The following is an 18695-nucleotide window of genomic DNA, read 5'->3' as shown; positions in this document are numbered from 1 at the left end:
ACCAAATGACTTTTCACGGTAAACACCTGATCGCAGGCGAATGGGTCGGCAACGACGACACCTTCGCCTCCACGCCCGTCACCGGCGACGCCATTTCCGTCTCCAAAGGCACCGCCGCACTGGTGGACCGCGCCGTCCAGGCCGCCGAAGAGGCCTTCTGGACCTACGGCTACACCACCCGTGAGGAACGCGCCGCCTTCCTCAACGCCATCGCCGACGAGATCGAGGCGCGCGGCGAGACCATCACCGCCATCGGCACCGCCGAGACCGGCCTGCCCGCAGGCCGCCTGGAAGGCGAGCGCGGCCGCACCACCGGCCAGCTGCGCCTCTTCGCCTCCCACATCATGGATGGTGCCTACCTGGACGTGCGCCACGACGAGGCCCTGCCCGACCGTGCGCCCCTGCCCCGTCCCGACCTGCGCATGATCCAGCGCCCCATCGGCCCGGTGGCCGTCTTCGGCGCCTCGAACTTCCCGCTGGCCTTCTCCACCGCCGGCGGCGACACCGCCTCGGCGCTGGCCGCTGGCTGCCCGGTCGTCGTCAAGGGCCATGAGGCCCACCCCGGCACCGCCGAAGTGGTCGCCGAGGCGATCAAGGCCGCGATCGAGAAGACCGGCATGCCCGCGGGCACCTTCTCGATGGTGCATGGCGGCAGCTACGAAGTGGGCGGCGCGCTGGTCCAGCATCCGCTGATCAACGCCGTCGGCTTCACCGGCTCCCTGCGGGGCGGCAAGGCGCTCTTCGATCTCTGCGCGCAGCGCGACGAGCCGATCCCCTTCTTCGGCGAGCTGGGCTCGATCAACCCGATGTTCTTCCTGCCCGCCGCCATGCAGGCGCGGGCCGAGGACATGGCCAAGGGCTGGGCCGGGTCGCTGACCATGGGCGCAGGCCAGTTCTGCACCAACCCCGGCGTCCTCGTGCTGCTGGAAGGTCCCGAGACCGAGGCCTTCCTGGCCGCCGCCAAGGACGCGCTTGAGGCCACCGGCCCGCAGGTCATGCTGACCGAGGGCATCGCCGATGCCTATCGCTCGGGCCGTGACGCCATCGCGGCGCAATCGGGTGTGCAGGAGGTCATGACCTCGACCTGCGACCTGCGCAACGCCACGCCCTATGTCTTCCGCACCACCGGCGCCGAATGGCTGGCCAACGAGGCGCTCAGCCACGAGGTCTTCGGGCCCCTGGGCGTCGCCATCGTGGTCAAGGACATGGACGAGATGCTGACCGTGGCCCGTGGCTTCGCCGGTCAGCTGACCGCCACGCTGATGATGGACGCAGGCGACAAGGCCGAAGCCGCCAAGCTGCTGCCGGTGCTCGAACGCAAGGCAGGCCGCGTGCTGGCCAATGGCTTCCCCACCGGCGTCGAGGTCTGCGACAGCATGGTCCATGGTGGCCCCTACCCGGCGTCGACCAACTTCGGTGCCACCTCGGTGGGCACCCTGGCGATCCGTCGCTTCCTGCGTCCGGTCTGCTACCAGAACATCGACCCGGCCCTGCTGCCCGGCGATCTTCAGGACATCTGACCCGTGCAGGCCGCCGACTGGATTGCCGCCGACTGGATCGCTGCAGACTGGGGCACCTCGAACCTCCGCCTCTGGGCCATCGGCCCCGAGGGGGAGATCCTCGCGGAACGCAGCTCTGCCGATGGCATGGGCGGCCTGACACCTGACAAATTCGAGCCAGCCCTGCTGCGGCTGGCCGATGACCTTCTGGCACCGGACCGCGTGACCCCGGTGCTGATCTGCGGCATGGCCGGTGCCAAGCAGGGCTGGATCGAGGCCCCCTACGCCCAGGTCCCCTGCCCCCCGGCCTTCGGCGGCGCGCCCGTCGTGGCGCCCACCGGCGACGCCCGGATCTCGGTCCGCATCATGCCCGGCCTCTGCCAGTCCGGCCCCGCCGACGTGATGCGCGGCGAAGAGACCCAGATCGCCGGTTTCCTTGCCGATGAGCCCGATTTCGACGGCACCCTCTGCCTGCCCGGCACCCATACCAAGTGGGTCCGCGTGGCCGGCGGCCAGGTGCTGAACTTCCGCACCGCCATGACCGGCGAGATCTTCGCCCTGATCGGCCAGCACTCCGTGCTGCGCCATTCGCTGGCCAGCGATGGCGAGGCCGACGAGGGCGCCTTCTTCGCCGCCCTGGCCACGGGCTTCGCCGAACCCGCCGCCATCGGCATGGAGCTCTTCTCGATCCGCCCCGCCTCGCTCCTCGAGGGGCTCGCCCCCGCCTCCGCCACCGGGCGGCTCTCGGGGCTGCTGATCGGCACCGAACTGGCCGGGGCACAGGACTTCTGGCAGAACAGGGACGTGGTCGTGGTGGGCTCGCCCCGCCTGACCCGCCGCTATATCGCCGCGATGGAACGGCTGGGCGGCAGCGCCCGCGCCGCAACGAACCCCGAGCTGGCCCTGAGCGGCCTGATCGCCGCCCACCAGCTCGAACAGGCCTGAGGGGCGCCACCGCCCCGGCCAGCCCGGACGCGGCTTCCGCGTCACGGGTCAGGAAAGACGGCGCACCGCGCCTAGGCCACCCAAGACGGCGCTCTGCGCCGAGGGCCAACAAGGACGGCGCTCTGCGCCGAGGGAAGGAGAGGCCATGCGCCGCAATATCATCGCCATTCTGCGCGGCATTACCCCTGCCGATGCGCTGCCCGTCGCCGAGGCCCTGATCGAGGCCGGCATCACCTCCATCGAGGTGCCGCTGAACTCGCCCGAGCCGCTGAAGTCGATCGGCCTGATGGCAGAGACCCATGGCGAACAGGCGCTGATCGGCGCGGGCACCGTGCTGACGCTCGAAGACCTCGCCAATGTGGCCGAGGCCGGCGGCAAGCTGATCGTCTCGCCCGATGCCAACCCCGAGGTCATCGCCGCCACCAAGGCCCGCGGCCTTGAAAGCTGGCCCGGCGTGATGACCCCCACCGAGTGCTTCTCGGCCATCCGCGCCGGGGCCGACGGGCTGAAGCTCTTCCCCGGCTCGCTGATCGGCCCGGCCGGCCTCAAGGCCATGCGTGCCGTGATCCCCGCCAGCGTCCCGGTCTATGCGGTCGGCGGTGCGGGCCCCGAGAACTTCGCCGAATGGGCCGCGGCCGGGGCCAATGGCTTCGGCATCGGCACCGCGCTCTACAAGCCCGGCGACAGCGCTTCCGAGGTGGGCCAGCGCGCCCGCGCCATGGTTTCCCGTTACGACGAGGTATTTTCAGCATGACCCGCGCCACTCTCTGCGATTCTCGCAACTGCGAACTGGGCGAAGGCCCGCTCTGGCACCCGCTGCGGGGCCAGCTGTTTTGGTTCGACATCATCGGCCGCAAGCTGCTCTCCATCCAGGGCGACACCCCGCTGGAATGGAGCTTCGACGAATATCACTCCGCCGCCGGCTGGGTGGATGAGACGACGCTGATCCTGGCCTCGGAAACCGCGCTCTGGCGCTTCGACATCGAGACCGGCGCGAAGGAGCGCCTGGTGGACCTGGAGGCCGACAACCCGGTCACCCGGTCCAACGATGGCCGCGCCGACCCGCAGGGCGGCTTCTGGATCGGCACCATGGGCAAGGCCGCCGAGCCGGGCGCCGGGGCGATCTACCGCTACTACAAGGGCGAGCTGCGCAAGCTCTGGAGCGATATCTCGATCTCCAACGCGATCTGCTTCAGCCCCGACGGCAAGACCGCCTATTTCGCCGATACGCCGAAGCAGACCATCATGCGCGTCGCGCTGGATGCCGAGGGCTGGCCGGGCACGCCCGAGCTCTTCATCGACCTCGCCCCCGAAGGGCTCTTCGCCGATGGCGCGGTGGTCGATTCCGAGGGCTACCTGTGGAACGCCCAATGGGGCGCGGGCCGGGTGGCGCGCTACGCCCCCGATGGCAGCTTCGACCGGGCGATCGCGGTGGATGGCCTGCATACCTCCTGCCCGGCGTTCGGCGGGCCCGATCTGACGACGCTCTATGCCACCACGGCGCGCGAGGGGATCAGCACCCCCGACGCGGCCCAGGGCAGGCTCTACCAGGCACCCGCCGGTGTCGCGGGCCAGCGCGAACACCAGGTGGTGCTCTGATGGCGCGGCTCTTCGGTACCCGCCCCGACGGCGAAGCGGTGCAGCAGGTGAAGATCACCTCCGGCGCGCTCACCGCCTCGATCCTGACCCATGGCGCGACACTGCAGGACCTGCGGCTCAAGGGCGTGGCGCATCCGCTGGTGCTGGGCTCGGAGCGGTTCGAGGACTACCTCGGGCCGATGACCTATTTCGGTGCCACCGTGGGCCGCTACGCCAATCGCATCGCCGATGGACGCTTCAGCCTCGACGGCAAGAGCTACCAGCTTGACCTCAACGAGGCCGGACGCACCTGCCTGCATGGCGGCGGCAACGGCATCGGCGTCAGGAACTGGACCCTCGAGGCGAGCACCCCCGACAGCGCCACCTTCGCGCTGCTGCTGGCGGATGGAGACATGGGCTTTCCCGGCCGCTGCGCCATCTCGGTCACCTACCGGGTCACCGGCACGGCGCTGGAGATCACCATGGAGGCGACCCCCTCGGACCCCTGCCCGATCTCGCTGGCCCATCACAGCTACTTCTGCCTCGACGGCGCGGGCGACGTGGCGGGTCAGACCCTGCAGATCGCTGCCGAGCACTACCTGCCCGTCGACGACCGCCTGATCCCCTCGGGAGAGATCGCCCCGGTCGCGGAGACCCCCTTCGATTTCCGCACCCCGCGCGAGATCGGCACCCATGGCTACGACCACAACTTCTGCCTCGACGGCGACGCCCCCGCCGCCCGCCTGACGGGCCGCGACGGGCTGGTGCTTGAGGTGGAAACCGATGCGCCCGGCCTTCAGGTCTATAATGCCGCGCATTTGCCGGCCGAGGGGCTGCCCGGTCTCGATGGCCTCGCCTATGGCCCCCGCGCCGGGCTGGCGATGGAAACCCAGGAATGGCCCGATGCGCCCAACCATGAAGACTTCCCCGACCCGGTGATCCGTCCCGGAGAGGTCTATCGCAATCACACCATCTATCGCTTCACGCAGGGGGCGTAGGGGGCTCTGCCCCCCTCCGCTGCGCGGAGTCCCCCGGAGTATTTCCAGCTTGGTGATGCAACAGGTCCGGTCGTTGAGGCGGCCTCCTTTTGCCATGGAGAGCGTGCACGCTCCCGGAAGCAGAAGGAGGGAGCCAGATCGGCTCCCCCCATGCTCATCACAAGGCCTGAAATACTCCCGCCGGAGGCGGATGCCTCAGAGCGGATAGTGCAGCGGGCCGTCCTGCATGGTGATCCAGCGCAGCTCGGTGAACTCGTTGATGCCCTGCGTGCCGCCGAAACGGCCATAGCCCGAGTCCTTGACGCCGCCGAAGGGCATCTGCGCCTCGTCGTGCACGGTCGGGCCGTTGACGTGGCAGATGCCGCTTTCGATCCGCTTGGCGACCGAGAGCGCGCGGGCCTGGTCCTTGCCGAAGACGGCAGCCGAGAGGCCCAGGTCGCTTTCGTTGGCCACGCTCACCGCCTCGTCGATGGACCCCACCCGGATGATCGAGACCACCGGACCGAAGCTCTCTTCGGTGTAGAGCCGCATCGAGGAGGTCACGCCGTCCACCGCCGTGGCGTCGAGCATGGTGCCCGAGCCGCCGCCGCCGGCGATCAGGCGGGCGCCCTTCGAGAGCGCATCCTCGATCAGGGATTTCACCCGGTTGGCGGCCTCGGCATTGACCAGCGAGCCGAGCGGCTGCTTGGCCTCGCGCGGATCGCCCGCGGTGAGGGTCGCCACCTTGGCCGCGAAGGCCTCGGCAAAGCGGTCGGCGATCTCGTCCATGACGATGATCCGCTCGGTCGACATGCAGATCTGGCCCTGGTTCATGTAGGCACCGAAGGCGGCAGCCGAGACGGTGGCCTCGATATCCGCGTCATCCAGCACGATCAGCGGCGCCTTGCCGCCGAGCTCGAGCAGCGCGGGCTTGAGGTGACGGGCGGCGGTTTCGGCGATGATCCGGCCGACACGGGTCGAGCCGGTGAAGTTGATCCGGCGCACGGCGGGCTGGGCGATCAGCGTCTCGACGATCTTCGGCGCATCCTCGGGCGCGTTGGAGACCGCGTTCAGCACGCCTTCCGGCATGCCCGCCCCGGCGATGGCTTCCAGCATCAGCGCATGGACGCGGGGGCAAAGTTCCGAGGTCTTCATCACCACCGTGTTGCCGCAGGCCAGCGGCGTGGCGATGGCGCGGGTGCCCAGGATCACCGGCGCGTTCCAGGGCGCGATGGAGAGCACGACGCCCACGGGCTGGCGCACCGCCATGGCGGTGGAGCCGGGGCGGTTCGAGGGGATGATCTCGCCCTTGATCTGGGTGGTCAGGCCCGCGGCCTCGACCAGCATTTCCGAGGCGAGGTGCACGTTGAACCCGGCCCAGGCCTCGGTGGCGCCGATCTCTTCCTGCATGGCACGGATGATCTCGGGGCCGGCTTCGCGCAGCCGTTCCGCGGCCTTCAGCAGGTAGCCGCGCCGTTCGGCGGGCGAGGTCTGCGACCAGGCCGGGAAGGCCGCCGCCGCCGCGTCCACGGCCGCCACGGCGTCTTCCGTGGTTGCCGCCGCCGCCGAGGTCACGGCATCGCCGGTCACCGGGTTGGCGCGCTCGAAGCGGGCGCCGTCGGAGGCGGGCTTGTGGGTTCCGCCGATATAGAGGTCGATCTGATCCATGTTTCAGGGTCTCCTTTCCTGTTCATCCCGGCGATCGCGCCGCCGGGAAGGCATCTTGTCGGGAGGGGTCTCTGCCCTTGCCACGGCGGCGCGCGGTCGAGGCCTGCGCCGCCTGCCGGTCAACGACCAGCCGCCGGGGCCCTGCGGCCCGCATGCGGGCAACGGGCCCTATCAACCGGCCCTATCAACCGGCCATGTCTTGGGCCGTGTCTCGGGCCATGTCTCTGGCGCAGCAGGACGGGGCCCTGCGCGGGGCATGTCGCATGAAGATCCTCCCAGGTTCCTCCCACGACCGACGAGTTCCTCCCTGCCGGCCGGGGCTGAGGGTAGAACCTAGCAGTGGGCGGCCCGCTTGAAATGCAGTAATGAGGGTCATTATTGCACTTTTGCCGCTCACGCCTGCCGAACAGAGACCAGATGCCCCGCCCCCAGCCGCCTCTCCCCTCTCGCGCCAACAGGCTCTTTGAAGCGCGCCTGCTGCGCTCTTCGCTGCATCCGACCGAGTTGCAGCTGGAGCCCGAGGCCGCCTGCCTGCTGGTGCTCGCCGCGGGCCGGGTCGCGCTCGAGAGCCCCGCGGCGGCGGGCCAGCGCAGGGACGGGCCGGAGGACGAGGCGCTCTCGGCCGATGCGCCCCGGCTGGCCTGGCTGCCACCGGGGGCGGTGCGGCGCATCCGGCTTTCGGCCGGGGCACGGGGGGCGCTGCTGCGGCTGGGTCCCGTGGCGCTGGCGCGGGCGCTGCCGACGGGGGCGATGAACACCCGGCTGCGCGGATTGCTGAGCCAGCTGCGGCTGCTGCCCCTCGACCCGGAGGTGCGGGACGACATGTTGCGTCACCTCGAGGTCATCGACGAAGAGAGCCGCGCCGCCCGCGGCGGCACCGAGGTGATCGTCGAGAACCTGGTCTCGGTGCTGCTGGTGCGGCTCTGGCGCGCCGCCGAGGTGGGCGGGCACAGCGGCGCGCTGGCGCCGCGCTCGCAGCTCGACCGTTTCGTGCTGCTGGTGGCCCGGCACGGGCGCGAGCATTGGTCGGTGGGCGATTACGCAGGCGCCCTGGGCATATCGCGCGACCGGCTGGGGGCGGTGGTGCGCCAGGCCACCGGGCTTTCGCCCCAGGGCTACCTGCACCGGGAGATCCTGGCCGATGCCCGCGACCTGCTGGTCAATACGCCGCTGCAGGTGGCCGAGATCGCCTTTCGCCTGGGCTTCCAGGACCCGGCCTATTTCAACCGTTTCTTCGCCCGCCACGAGAAGCTGAGCCCCGGCCGCTTCCGCCGCGCCGCCCGCGCCCGCCAGCGCGAGGACACCACGAGCTTCGCCGCCTGGCCCTGACAGGACCCTCTGGGTCTGCCCCAGGGCGGGCTTTCCCGCTGCCGGGCCGGCCCCTGGCTACCACGGCGGCGCATCCGCGCGATTTCCGGGAGGCGCGGGATCAGCGGCCCGCCAATTCCCCCCGCGACATTCAGCAAACTTGCCATCGCGGCCCTGTCCGCTTAGGGATTTCCCCGACGCCCCCTGACGGGGCTCCGCCTGTCCCCGGCCCCGCCGGAGCGACCGCCGCCCAACCGACGCCGCGCCCATTGGCCCGGACCTTCCGAAGATCGCGAAAGGGAGAAGAAAATTGGCAGACAAACAGACGCCCGATATTGTGTATACCAAGGTAGACGAAGCGCCCGAGCTGGCCTCGGCTTCGCTGCTGCCGATCATCCAGGCCTTTGCCGCTCCGGCCGGCGTGACGTTTGGCACCCGCGACATCTCGCTGGCGGGCCGCATCATCGCCACCTTCCCCGAGTATCTCTCTGAAGAGCAGCGCCAGGAAGACGACCTGGCCGCCCTGGGCGAGCTGGTGAAGACGCCCGAGGCCAATGTCATCAAGCTGCCGAACATCTCGGCCTCCGAGCCGCAGCTGGTCGCCGCCGTCAAGGAGCTGCAGTCCCAGGGCTACGCCCTGCCCGACTACCCCTATGCGCCCTCGACCGATGAAGAGAAGGCCGTGCGCGCCAAGTACGACAGCATCAAGGGCTCGGCCGTGAACCCGGTGCTGCGCGAAGGCAACTCGGACCGCCGCGCCGCCGCCGCCGTGAAGAACTACGCCCAGAAGAACCCGCACCGCATGGGGGACTGGGTGGCCGACAGCAAGACCACCGTCTCCGCGATGTCCGGCGGCGACTTCTTCTCGAACGAGAAGTCCGTGACGCTGAAAGAGGCCGCCACCGCGAAGATCGTGCTGGAAGGCGCCTCGGGCGAGACCGTGCTGAAAGAGGCCGTCTCCTACCCCGCCGGCACCGTGGTCGACGCGACCTTCATGTCGGCCAAGGCGCTGGACGCCTTCCTGGCCGAGCAGATCGAAGAGACCAAGAAGGCCGGCACGCTCTTCTCGCTGCACATGAAAGCCACCATGATGAAGGTCTCGGACCCGATCATCTTCGGCCATGCCGTGAAGGCCTGGCTGGCGCCGGTCTTCGACAAGTACGGTGACAAGATGGCCGATCTGGGCGTGAACCCCAACGGTGGCCTCGGCGCCCTGCTGGAGCGCGTCAAGGACGAGCCCGAGATCCTCGCCGCCATCGAAGAGGTGCGCGCCACCCGTCCCGACATGTACATGGTGAACTCCGACAAGGGCATCACCAACCTGCATGTCCCCTCGGACGTCATCATCGACGCCTCGATGCCCGCGCTGATCCGCGCCGGCGGCAAGGGCTGGGGTCCGGACAACAAGGAACACGACACCAACTGCGTGATCCCCGACAACTCCTACGCGCCGGTCTATGACGAGGCGATCAAGTTCTTCAAGGCCAACGGCAAGCTGAACCCGGCCACCGCCGGCACCGTGCAGAACCTGGGCCTGATGGCGCAGAAGGCCGAGGAATACGGCTCTCACCCCACCACCTTCGAGATCCCCGAGGATGGCGTGGTGAAGATGATCCTGGAAGACGGCACCGTCATCCACGAGCACAAGGTCGAGAAGAACGACATCTGGCGCTCGGCCTCCGTGCGCAAGGCGCCGATCGAGGACTGGGTGGCGCTGGCCATCGAACGTCAGAAGATCACCGGCTACCGCTCGATCTTCTGGCTGGACGCCGAGCGCGCCCATGACGCAGAGCTGATCGCCTATGTGAAGCCGATCCTGGAAGCCCAGGGCGTCGCCGACAAGTTCGAGATCATGTCCCCCGCCGAGGCCACCACGGCCTCGCTCGAGACGATCACCAAGGGCGAGAACACCATCGCCATCACCGGCAACGTGCTGCGCGACTACCTGACCGACCTCTTCCCGATCCTCGAGCTGGCCACCTCGGCCAAGATGCTGTCGATCGTGAAGCTGATGCAGGGCGGCGGCCTCTTCGAGACCGGCGCCGGCGGCTCGGCCCCCAAGCACGTCCAGCAGCTGCAGGAAGAGAACCACCTGCGCTGGGACAGCCTGGGCGAGTTCTGCGCACTGGGCGAGAGCTTCAAGTTCCTGGCCTCCGCCAAGGGCAATGCCAAGGCCAAGGTGCTGGGCGACGCGGTCGAGGCGGCAACCCAGGGCATCCTGGACGACAACCGCAGCCCCTCGCGCAAGGTGGGTGAGCCCGACAACCGCGACAGCCACTACTGGTTCGCGCGCTACTGGGCCGAGGCCCTGGCCGCGCAGTCCGAGGACGCCGAGCTGGCCGGTCACTTCGCGCCCATCGCGGCCCAGCTGGCCGAGAAGGAAGCCGAGATCACCGGAGAGCTGGCCGCCGCACAGGGCGCGCCTGCCGACCTCGGTGGCTATTACCACGGCGATGCGGGCAAGACCGCCGCGGTGATGCGCCCCTCGGCCACGCTGAACGCCATCATCGGCTGAAGCGCCTGACGCTTGCAGATCATGCCCCCGCCGGAGCGCCCCTCCGGCGGGGGTTTTTCCTTGCCGAAAGCCTCCCTCCGTCACCTGACGGCGACACGTAGAGGGGGGCGGGGGGCTCCGCCCCCATCCGCTGCGCGGATTCCCCCGGAGTATTTTCAGCCTGGTGATGAGCCAGGCTGAGCCGGAAAGGCACCCTCGTTTTGCCGCCGAGGGCGTGCACGCTCTCCATGGCAAAAGTCCGGCGCCTTTCCGGGCACTGTCCCGTTGCATCACCAGGCTGAAAATACTCCCGCCGGAGGCTTCGGCCCCGCAGGGGCGAAATCAACGTGCGCCGCGTTAACCACGGTGCGGCACGGGGCGAGACACCGACGCAATACCGACGTGATACCGACATCGTACCGACGTTGGATTTCGGGGTCCAAAGCCCTGTTAACATGTAGATTCGGCTGCCCTGGCCGGACCCGGTGCTGGGGTGGACGTCGGTGCGCGGCGAGCGGTCGTGACAGGTTTTGGCAAGACATGAAAAAGCCCCGCCGAAGGGGCGGGGCTTTCATTTTGTCCGAAGGGCGCGCGCTCAGCGGTAGAGCAGCGACTGGCCTTCGTGGAAGACATGCACATGCTCGGGCGCGGCGGTCATGGTGACCTTCTGGCCGCGACGGTCCTTGTGGACCCCCGGCAGCTTGGCGATCAGCGCAGGGTCGGTGCCGACGGTCTCGAAGTAGAGCAACGTGACCTCGCCCAGGGCCTCGGTGATGTCGACGCGGCCGGTGAAGAGCCCTTCACCATCGGTGGCTTCCAGGTGCTCGGGACGCACCCCGATATTGACCGTCTTGCCCATGTCCGAGGCCTCGGTCTGCACATGGGACACGGCCTTGCCGCCATCATCCAGGGAGATCTCGGTCTGGGCGCCGGTGCCGGTGATCTTGCCCGGCAGCAGGTTCATCGCCGGAGAGCCGATGAAGGTCGCCACCATCTCGTTCTGGGGCCGCTCGTAGAGCTCCAGCGGGCTGCCGACCTGGGCGATGCCCTTGTTGGCCAGCACCACGATGCGATCCGCCAGCGTCATCGCCTCGACCTGGTCATGGGTGACGTAAATCATTGTGCGGTCGGGCATTTCCTCTTTCAGGCGCGCGATCTCGATCCGGGTGGCGACGCGCAGCGCGGCGTCGAGGTTCGAGAGCGGCTCGTCGAAGAGGTAGATCTTCGGGTCGCGCACGATCGAGCGGCCGATGGCCACACGCTGGCGCTGACCGCCCGAGAGCGCCTTGGGCAGGCGGTCGAGGTAATCGGTGAGCTGCAGCTTGCGCGCGGCTTCCTCGACGGCCTCGTTGATCTCTTCCTTGGACTTCTTCGCCAGCTTCAGCGCGAAGGCCATGTTGTCGCGCACGGTCATATGCGGATAGAGCGCGTAGCTCTGGAAGACCATGGCGATGCCGCGCTGTGCCGGCGGCACGTCGTTCATCCGCTGGCCGTCGATCTCGAGCGTGCCGCCCGTGATCTTCTCCAAGCCGGCGATCATCCTGAGCAGCGTGGACTTGCCGCAGCCCGAGGGGCCGACGAAGACGATGAGCTCGCCCGCGGTGATCTGGAGGTCAATGTCATTGAGGACATTGACCGTCCCGCCATAGGTCTTGCTGACGTCCTTGAGTACTACATTTCCCATATCATTCCGCTCCCTTGCGCAGCACGGCATAGCCCCAGCCGGGCAGGTCGACGCGGCCCTCTGCCGGGGCGACGGCGCCCTGCAGACCTTCCGCGATATTGATCCAGTTGCCCGCAGGCAATGTCTTGCTGGCCTCGGCCGCGCCGAGATTGAAGATGCAGAGCAACTCCTCGCCCGCGCCCTGCCGCGTGAAGGACAGCAACGGGCCCTCGGCCTCCAGCGGGCTCTGCTCGGCCGTGCGCAGCATCGGGTAGCTGGTCCGCAGGGCCAGCGCCCGGCGGTAGTGGTTCAGCATCGAGGACGGCACGTTCTCCTGCAGGTCCACAGCCATCGAGGCCTGGGCCCCGGAGACCGGCAGCCAGGGGCGCGCATGGGTGTCGGTGCCGAAGCCCGCATGGGGGTTGTGGGCCTCCCAGACCATCGGCGTGCGGCAGCCGTCGCGGCCCTTGAACTCGGGCCAGAACTCGATGCCGTAGGGGTCCTGCAGGTCCTCGTAGGCCACGTCGGCCTCTTCCAGGCCCAGCTCTTCGCCCTGGTAGATGCACATGGAGCCGCGCAGGCAGACCATCAGCATGTTGAACATCCGCTTGCCGGCCTCGTCGAGCTTCCAGCGCGAGCCGTGGCGCACCACGTCGTGGTTGGAATAGGCCCAGCAGGCCCAGCCGTCGCTGGCCACGCGGTCGACGTGGTCCATGGTCTCCTTGACGTAGGCGGCGGTTGGCGTGTCCCCCGAGAGCAGCTCGAAGGCGTAGCACATGTTCATCAGGTCATCGCCGGCGGTGTATTCGCCGAGGATCTCCAGCCCGCGCTGTTCGTCGCCCACCTCGCCGACGGCGGCGGCGTCATAGGGCTTCATCACGGCACGCAGCTTGCGCAGGAACTCGAGGTTCTCGGGCCGGGACTTGTCGTAGAGATGGTCCTGCCAGTTGTAGGGGTTCACCGAGGGCGCGGTCTTCGAGGTGCGCTGGTCGGCGGGCAGCGCGGGATTGTCGCGCAGCTCCTGGTCGTGGGTGTAGAAGTTGATCGTATCGAGGCGGAAGCCGTTGACGCCGCGGTCCAGCCAGAAGCGGGCGACGTTGAGCAGCGCCTCCTGCACCTCTTCGCAGTGGAAGTTCAGATCCGGCTGCTCTTTCAGGAAGTTGTGCAGGTAGTACTGCTGGCGGCGCGAGTCCCACTGCCAGCCCGAACCGCCGAAGATCGACAGCCAGTTGTTGGGCGGGGTGCCATCGGGCTTGGCATCGGCCCAGACGTACCAGTCGGACTTGGGGTTGTCGCGCGAGGCGCGGCTTTCGGCGAACCAGGGGTGCTGGTCCGAGGTATGGCTGAGCACCAGGTCGATCATCACCTTCAGCCCCAACTCGCGCGCCCGTGCGGTCAGGGCGTCGAAATCGGCCAGGGTGCCGAACATCGCATCGACGTCGCAGTAGTCGCTGACGTCGTAGCCGAAGTCCTTCATCGGCGAGGTGAAGAAGGGAGAGATCCAGATCGCATCCGCCCCCAGCGAGGCGATATGGCCGAGCCGGGCGGTGATGCCCGCGAGGTCACCGATACCGTCGCCGTTGCTGTCCTGGAAGGAGCGCGGGTAGATCTGGTAGATGATCCCGCCGCGCCACCAGTCTGCCTGTGGTTCCATCGAGGCGGCTGCGACCGGGGAAGTCATTGCACTCATGGGGAAGTCCTATTTGACGGACCCGGCCAGCAGACCGCGGACCAGGTATTTCTGCATGAAGAAGAAGACGAAGAGCGGCACCGCGATCGACACGAAGGCCGCTGTTGCCAGGATCTCCCAGTCGCCACCTCGGGTGCCCATGAGCTCGACGATCTGGGCGGTCATCACGGTGGTCTGCCCCGAGGCGTCGATCAGGAAGACCTTGGCCACGAGCAGGTCGTTCCAGGTCCAGAGGAACTGGAAGATCGCGAAGGAGGCCAGCGCCGGGAAGGACAGCGGCAGGATGATCCGGGTGAAGATCTGGAACTCTGTGGCGCCATCGACGCGGGCGTTCTCGATGATGTCGCGCGGCAGCCCGGCGATGTAGTTGCGCAAGAGATAGACGGCCATTGGCAGGCCAAAGCCCGTGTGGGCCAGCCAGACCCCCATGTAGCCCTTGCCGATACCGATGTTGAGGTGGAGCTTCAGCAGCGGGATCAGCGCCAGCTGCAGGGGCACCACCAGCAGCGCCACGATCATGGCGATCAGCAGGGCGCGGCCCTTGAAGTCCATCCAGGCCAGCGCATAGGCGGCGAAGGCGGCCACCAGGATCGGGATCACCGTGGCCGGGATGGTCACGGTCAGCGTGTTGAAGAAGGCCTTCTGCATGCCATCGGTGGTGGAGCCCGAGAAGAGCACCCGCTGGTAGTTCTCGAAGGTCAGCCGGGGCGGCACCAGGCCGGTGATGAAGACACGCTGACCGCGCGAGCCCTCCATCTCGACGGGGCTTTCCACGCGGTAGCTGCCATCGGCCTCGATGGTCAGGCGTTCGCCGTCGCGCAGCTCGGCGGTCTCGCCGGGCTCGTAGGCCGAGACATCGCGCGAAGAGGTGCCCCAGGCGGTAAGCTCGGTCGGGGCCTCTTCGCCGGTGTCGGCGAAGATATTGCCCTCGATCACGTAGAGGTCACCCTCCAGCGCCTGGGTCTCGGGCGCGGCGGTGCGCAGGGTCAGGGTCTGTTCCGTGGCGAAGAGCGCGCGCCACCAGCCGCTCGAGGCGATCTGGTCGGCGGTCCGGAAGGACGAGACGAAAAGGCCCAGGGTCGGCAGCAGCCACAGCAGCACCAGGAAGGCGACCGAGATATGGGTGGCCCAGACCAGGGCGGGTTTGTTACCGGCGATATTGTTCATGCCCGCGTTCCTCAGCTCATTTCCCGGCGCGCATTGCGCACGTTCCAGACAAGGATCGGCAGCACCAGCACCATGATCACGATGGCCGAGGCCGAGCCCACACCCCAGTCACGGGCGATGAAGAGCTTGTCGTACATGTAGTTTGCCAGCACCTGCGTGCCCCATTGGCCATTCGTCATGGCAAAGACGATGTCGAAGATCTTCAGCACGATCACCGTGATCGTCGTCCAGACCACCATGATGGTCGAACGGATCTGCGGCACCTTGATCTTGAAGAAGATCTGCATCGGGTTGGCGCCGTCGATGATGGCGGCCTCGACGGTCTCTTCCGGGATGCCGCGCAGCGCGGCCGAGAGGATCACCATGGCGAAACCGCTCTGGATCCAGATCAGCACGACCATCAGGAAGAAGTTGTTCCAGAAAGGCAGGGTCAGCCAGGTCTCGGGCGTGCCGCCGAACCAGACCACCAGCGCGTTCAGGATGCCGATCTGGTCCTGCCCCTCGGGGCGGGCGTCATAGACCAGCTTCCAGATCACCGCCGCGCCGACGAAGGAGATCGCCATGGGCATGAAGATGATCGACTTGGCGATGCTGCCCCAGGCGATGCGGTCGGTCAGCTGTGCCGCCAGCAGGCCGAAGATCGTGGCCATGCCGGGCACGACGAGCAGCCAGAGCAGGTTGTTGCCCATGGCCTCCCAGAACTTCGGCTCCTGGAACATCTGGGTGTAGTTGCTGAGGCCGGTCCACTGGTAGCCGCCACCGGGAATACGGTCGGTCAGCGACAGGCGCAGGGTCTCGACCACCGGGTACATCAGGTAGAGACCAAGTGCGAAGAGCGCGGGGAAGAGGAAGAGCCACGGGCGGATCAGGTTGGCGATATTGGTATTACGCCCCGCCTTCGGTCCACGCGGCGGAAACAACATGTCCAGCAGCAGGTTCGATCCGAAAAAGTAGCCAACACATACGCTGATGCCGATCACGATGGTCAGCAAGCCCTGCAATGCCGGTGCCATGTGGCCCCCCGTCCTTGAAATTCAATTTCAAAGCGCGGCCCGGAAAAGCCGGGCCGCGCACTTCCTTACAGGCAGTGTGCCGAGGAGCTTACTTCAGAGCGTCCCAGGAGTCCTGAATTTCGGAAGCGACCTCTTCAGCCGACGCACCGCCGGTGAAATCGACCATGCCGGTCCAGAACGAACCCGCGCCCACGCCGCCGGGCATCACGTCGGAGCCGTCGAAGCGGAAGGTGGTGGCGTTCAGAAGGATGTCGTTCATCTTCTTCAGGGTCGGATCACCGAAGACCGAGGTATCCACGCCCTTGTGCGGGGTGAGGAAGCCGGACATGGCCATCCAGGTCTCGTGTGCCTCGGCGGATTCGAGGTACTCGATCAGGTCATGTGCGCCCTGGCTCTCGTTGGTGATGGCCCAGAGGGTGCCTGCACCCAGAACCGGTGCGCCCAGGTCCTTCTCGGCATAGGCCGGGAAGTAGAAGAAGTCGACGTCTTCACCGACGACCGCATCTTCAGGGAAGAAGGTCGGGATGAAGGAGGCCTGGCGGTGCATGTAGCACTGCGGCGGCGCATCGAAGAGACCCTTCGGGCTGTCGCGGAAATCGGTCGCTGCCACGGCGGAGGCACCACCGGCGACATAGGCGTCGTTCTTGGCGAACCAGCCGAATTCGTTGATCGCGTTGATCACCTTGGGATCGTCGAAAGCGAGTTCGTTGGTGGTCCAGGCATCGTAGTCCTCGGGGGACACGGTGCGCAGCATCAGGTCCTCGACCCAGTCGGTTGCCGGCCAGCCGGTGGCGCCGCCGGAACCCAGGCCGATGCACCAGGGGGTCTCGCCGTCCGCGGCGATCTGCTCGGTCAGGGCCTTCAGCTCTTCCATGGTCTCGGGCACTTCATAGCCCGCGTCCTCGAAGTTCTCGGGCAGGTACCAGACCAGCGACTTCACATCGACCTTGTAGAAGAAGCCGTAGAGGTCGCTTTCGCCGTCCGGACCCGCGAAGGTGCCCAGGTCGACCCAGCTCTGACCGGCCGCGTAATTCTCGGCCACCCATTCCTCGGTGCCCTCAGCCAGCGGGGACAGGAAGCCGTTCTTGGCCATGTCCTGGGCCAGGCCCGGCTGCGGGAAGATCGCCACGTTGGGGGCAGAGCCCGCCTCGGCGTCGATCACGATCTGCTGCTCGAAGCTGTCGGAGCCCACGTAGGACACTTCGTGTCCGGTGGCCTTCGCGAAGCCGTCAAGCACGACCTCGACCTGTTCCTGGTCCGGGCCAAGCCACGGACCGAAGACGGTAACCTTTTCTGCGTGGGCTGCACCAGCCGTCAGGGCCAGAGCCGCCACACCAGTATAAAGTGAAATTTTCATAGCTAATTCCCTCCCGAATGCGCCATGCGCCGTACTCCTCGCGCCGAATCCGTTTCAAAGCGCTTTGAGGCATGCCTTTTAAAAGCCATCCACAGGACCGATGTCAACAAGCGGTGACAAAAAGCTTAAAATATTGGGAAAAGGTCAGCACTTGCGCCCAATATTCTTGGGCATTGACCTGACGGGTCTTTGATTGCACACAGAATACCGGGAGAAAATTTAAAGCGCTTTGGGAGGCCCATGAACCTGAAGTCCCTGGCAGAGGCCCTCGGGCTGTCGCAGACAACGGTCAGCCGTGCCCTGAACGGCTACCCGGAAGTCAGCGAGGCCACGCGCAAGCGCGTGGAAGAGGCGGCGGTGCGTTTCGGCTACCGCCCCAACAGTCGTGCCAAGGGCCTGGCCACCGGCCGGGCCATGCTGATCGGCCAGGTGATCCCCACCTCCACCCAGCACGAGATGGTCAACCCGGTCTTCGGGGATTTCGTCGCCGGCGCCAGCCAGAACCTGGCCCAGCACGGCTACGACATGCTGCTGACCCGCGTGCCCGGCGACGACGAGGGCAAGGTCTACCGAGAGTTCCGCGCCCGTGGCGCCGTCGACGGGGTGATCATCCAGGCCCCCGACGTGAAGGACGACCGCATCGCCCTGCTGAACCGGATCGGCCTGCCCTTCATCGTCCACGGCCGCTCGACCGGGGTGACCGAGCCCTATTCCTGGGTCGATGTGAACAACACCCAGGCCTTCCGCCGTGCCACCGAATTCCTGCTGCAACTGGGCCATCGCCGCATCGCCCTGATCAACGGTCTGGAGCGCATGGACTTCGCCTTCCGCCGTCGCAAGGGCTATATCCAGGCGCTTGAAAACGCGGGACTTTCCGCTGATCCGCAGCTCATGTGCACCGATGAGATGACAGAGCAGTTCGGTTACATGAAAACCCGCCGGATGCTGGCCTTCGAGGACCCGCCTACGGCCTTCCTCTGCGCCTCGATGATCTCGGCCGTGGGCATCCGCCGCGCTCTGCAGGAGGCGCAGCTGGTCATGGGCCGCGATGTCTCGGTGATCATCCACGACGACGACCTGTCCTACCTGCGCAACGGCGAGGAGATCCCGATCTTCACCGCCACGCGCTCTTCCGTCCGCCACGCCGGAGAAGTTCTGGCCGATGCGCTGATGCAGCTCATCTCGGACCCCGACCACCCGCCGATCAACCAGCTTCTGGAAGCGCAGCTCGTGGTCGGTTCCTCCACCGGCCCGGCGCCCCTCAAGGCAGCCCGCCTGCCCTCCTGAAACACTCTGCAGACGCTGCAACTCAGACCACGGGCCGGCAGGCCCAGAG

General features: G+C 67.3%; 14 protein-coding genes. 8 read left to right on the top strand and 6 right to left on the bottom strand.

From position 1 onward, the window contains the following. The first annotated feature begins 5 nt into the window (after positions 1-5). The 5 genes from CRO50_RS08235 to CRO50_RS08215 all read left to right on the top strand — a co-directional run bounded on the left by CRO50_RS08235 (position 6) and on the right by CRO50_RS08215 (position 5020). A complete protein-coding gene (locus CRO50_RS08235) occupies positions 6-1520 on the top strand; it encodes an aldehyde dehydrogenase (NADP(+)) (protein WP_097145431.1) in 1515 nt (504 codons plus the stop codon). A gap of 3 nt (positions 1521-1523) precedes the next feature. Further along, the gene (locus tag CRO50_RS08230) at positions 1524-2444 is read left to right on the top strand and encodes a 2-dehydro-3-deoxygalactonokinase (RefSeq protein ID WP_179747235.1); all 921 of its coding nucleotides are present in this window, start codon (positions 1524-1526) and stop codon (positions 2442-2444) included. A gap of 145 nt (positions 2445-2589) precedes the next feature. Then, positions 2590-3198, top strand: a complete 609-nt coding sequence (locus tag CRO50_RS08225; RefSeq protein WP_097145430.1) for a 2-dehydro-3-deoxy-6-phosphogalactonate aldolase — start codon at positions 2590-2592, stop codon at positions 3196-3198. After that, positions 3195-4043, top strand: a complete 849-nt coding sequence (locus CRO50_RS08220) for an SMP-30/gluconolactonase/LRE family protein (RefSeq protein WP_097145429.1) — start codon at positions 3195-3197, stop codon at positions 4041-4043. The genes CRO50_RS08225 and CRO50_RS08220 overlap by 4 nt, the downstream gene beginning before the upstream one ends. Continuing rightward, a complete protein-coding gene (locus CRO50_RS08215; RefSeq protein WP_179747234.1) occupies positions 4043-5020 on the top strand; it encodes an aldose epimerase family protein in 978 nt (325 codons plus the stop codon). The genes CRO50_RS08220 and CRO50_RS08215 overlap by 1 nt, the downstream gene beginning before the upstream one ends. 195 nt (positions 5021-5215) lie before the next feature. On the opposite strand, the gene CRO50_RS08210 is transcribed toward CRO50_RS08215, so the two are convergent. Then, a complete protein-coding gene (locus CRO50_RS08210; protein ID WP_097145428.1) occupies positions 5216-6667 on the bottom strand; it encodes an aldehyde dehydrogenase in 1452 nt (483 codons plus the stop codon). 417 nt (positions 6668-7084) lie between these two features. Between CRO50_RS08210 and CRO50_RS08205 the strand changes: the two genes are divergently transcribed. Then, the gene (locus CRO50_RS08205) at positions 7085-7996 is read left to right on the top strand and encodes a helix-turn-helix domain-containing protein (RefSeq protein WP_097145427.1); all 912 of its coding nucleotides are present in this window, start codon (positions 7085-7087) and stop codon (positions 7994-7996) included. Positions 7997-8285: 289 nt separating this feature from the next. After that, positions 8286-10490 (top strand): NADP-dependent isocitrate dehydrogenase, encoded by a 2205-nt coding sequence (locus CRO50_RS08200; protein ID WP_097145426.1) that lies wholly within the window; start codon positions 8286-8288, stop codon positions 10488-10490. 574 nt (positions 10491-11064) lie between these two features. Here CRO50_RS08200 and CRO50_RS08195 read toward each other — a convergent pair. The 5 genes from CRO50_RS08195 to CRO50_RS08175 all read right to left on the bottom strand — a co-directional run bounded on the left by CRO50_RS08195 (position 11065) and on the right by CRO50_RS08175 (position 17359). Then, positions 11065-12153 carry an ABC transporter ATP-binding protein gene (locus CRO50_RS08195; RefSeq protein WP_097145425.1) on the bottom strand — a complete coding sequence of 363 codons (1089 nt, stop codon included), beginning with the start codon at positions 12151-12153 and terminating at the stop codon, positions 11065-11067. Position 12154: 1 nt separating this feature from the next. Further along, positions 12155-13822 carry an alpha-glucosidase gene (locus tag CRO50_RS08190; protein ID WP_232617676.1) on the bottom strand — a complete coding sequence of 556 codons (1668 nt, stop codon included), beginning with the start codon at positions 13820-13822 and terminating at the stop codon, positions 12155-12157. 9 nt (positions 13823-13831) lie between these two features. After that, the gene (locus tag CRO50_RS08185; protein ID WP_097145423.1) at positions 13832-14989 is read right to left on the bottom strand and encodes a carbohydrate ABC transporter permease; all 1158 of its coding nucleotides are present in this window, start codon (positions 14987-14989) and stop codon (positions 13832-13834) included. Positions 14990-15000: 11 nt separating this feature from the next. Next, positions 15001-16002: a carbohydrate ABC transporter permease gene (locus CRO50_RS08180; RefSeq protein WP_097145422.1), complete on the bottom strand. Its 1002-nt coding sequence runs from the start codon at positions 16000-16002 to the stop codon at positions 15001-15003. A gap of 88 nt (positions 16003-16090) precedes the next feature. Then, positions 16091-17359 carry an ABC transporter substrate-binding protein gene (locus tag CRO50_RS08175; RefSeq protein ID WP_097145421.1) on the bottom strand — a complete coding sequence of 423 codons (1269 nt, stop codon included), beginning with the start codon at positions 17357-17359 and terminating at the stop codon, positions 16091-16093. 240 nt (positions 17360-17599) lie between these two features. Between CRO50_RS08175 and CRO50_RS08170 the strand changes: the two genes are divergently transcribed. Further along, positions 17600-18646 carry a LacI family DNA-binding transcriptional regulator gene (locus CRO50_RS08170; RefSeq protein WP_097145420.1) on the top strand — a complete coding sequence of 349 codons (1047 nt, stop codon included), beginning with the start codon at positions 17600-17602 and terminating at the stop codon, positions 18644-18646. The last annotated feature ends 49 nt before the right edge of the window (positions 18647-18695 follow it).

This window comes from Pseudooceanicola antarcticus (assembly GCF_900215355.1).
GTDB lineage: Bacteria > Pseudomonadota > Alphaproteobacteria > Rhodobacterales > Rhodobacteraceae > Pseudooceanicola > Pseudooceanicola antarcticus.
This window is presented reverse-complemented; position numbering and strand designations above follow the sequence as displayed.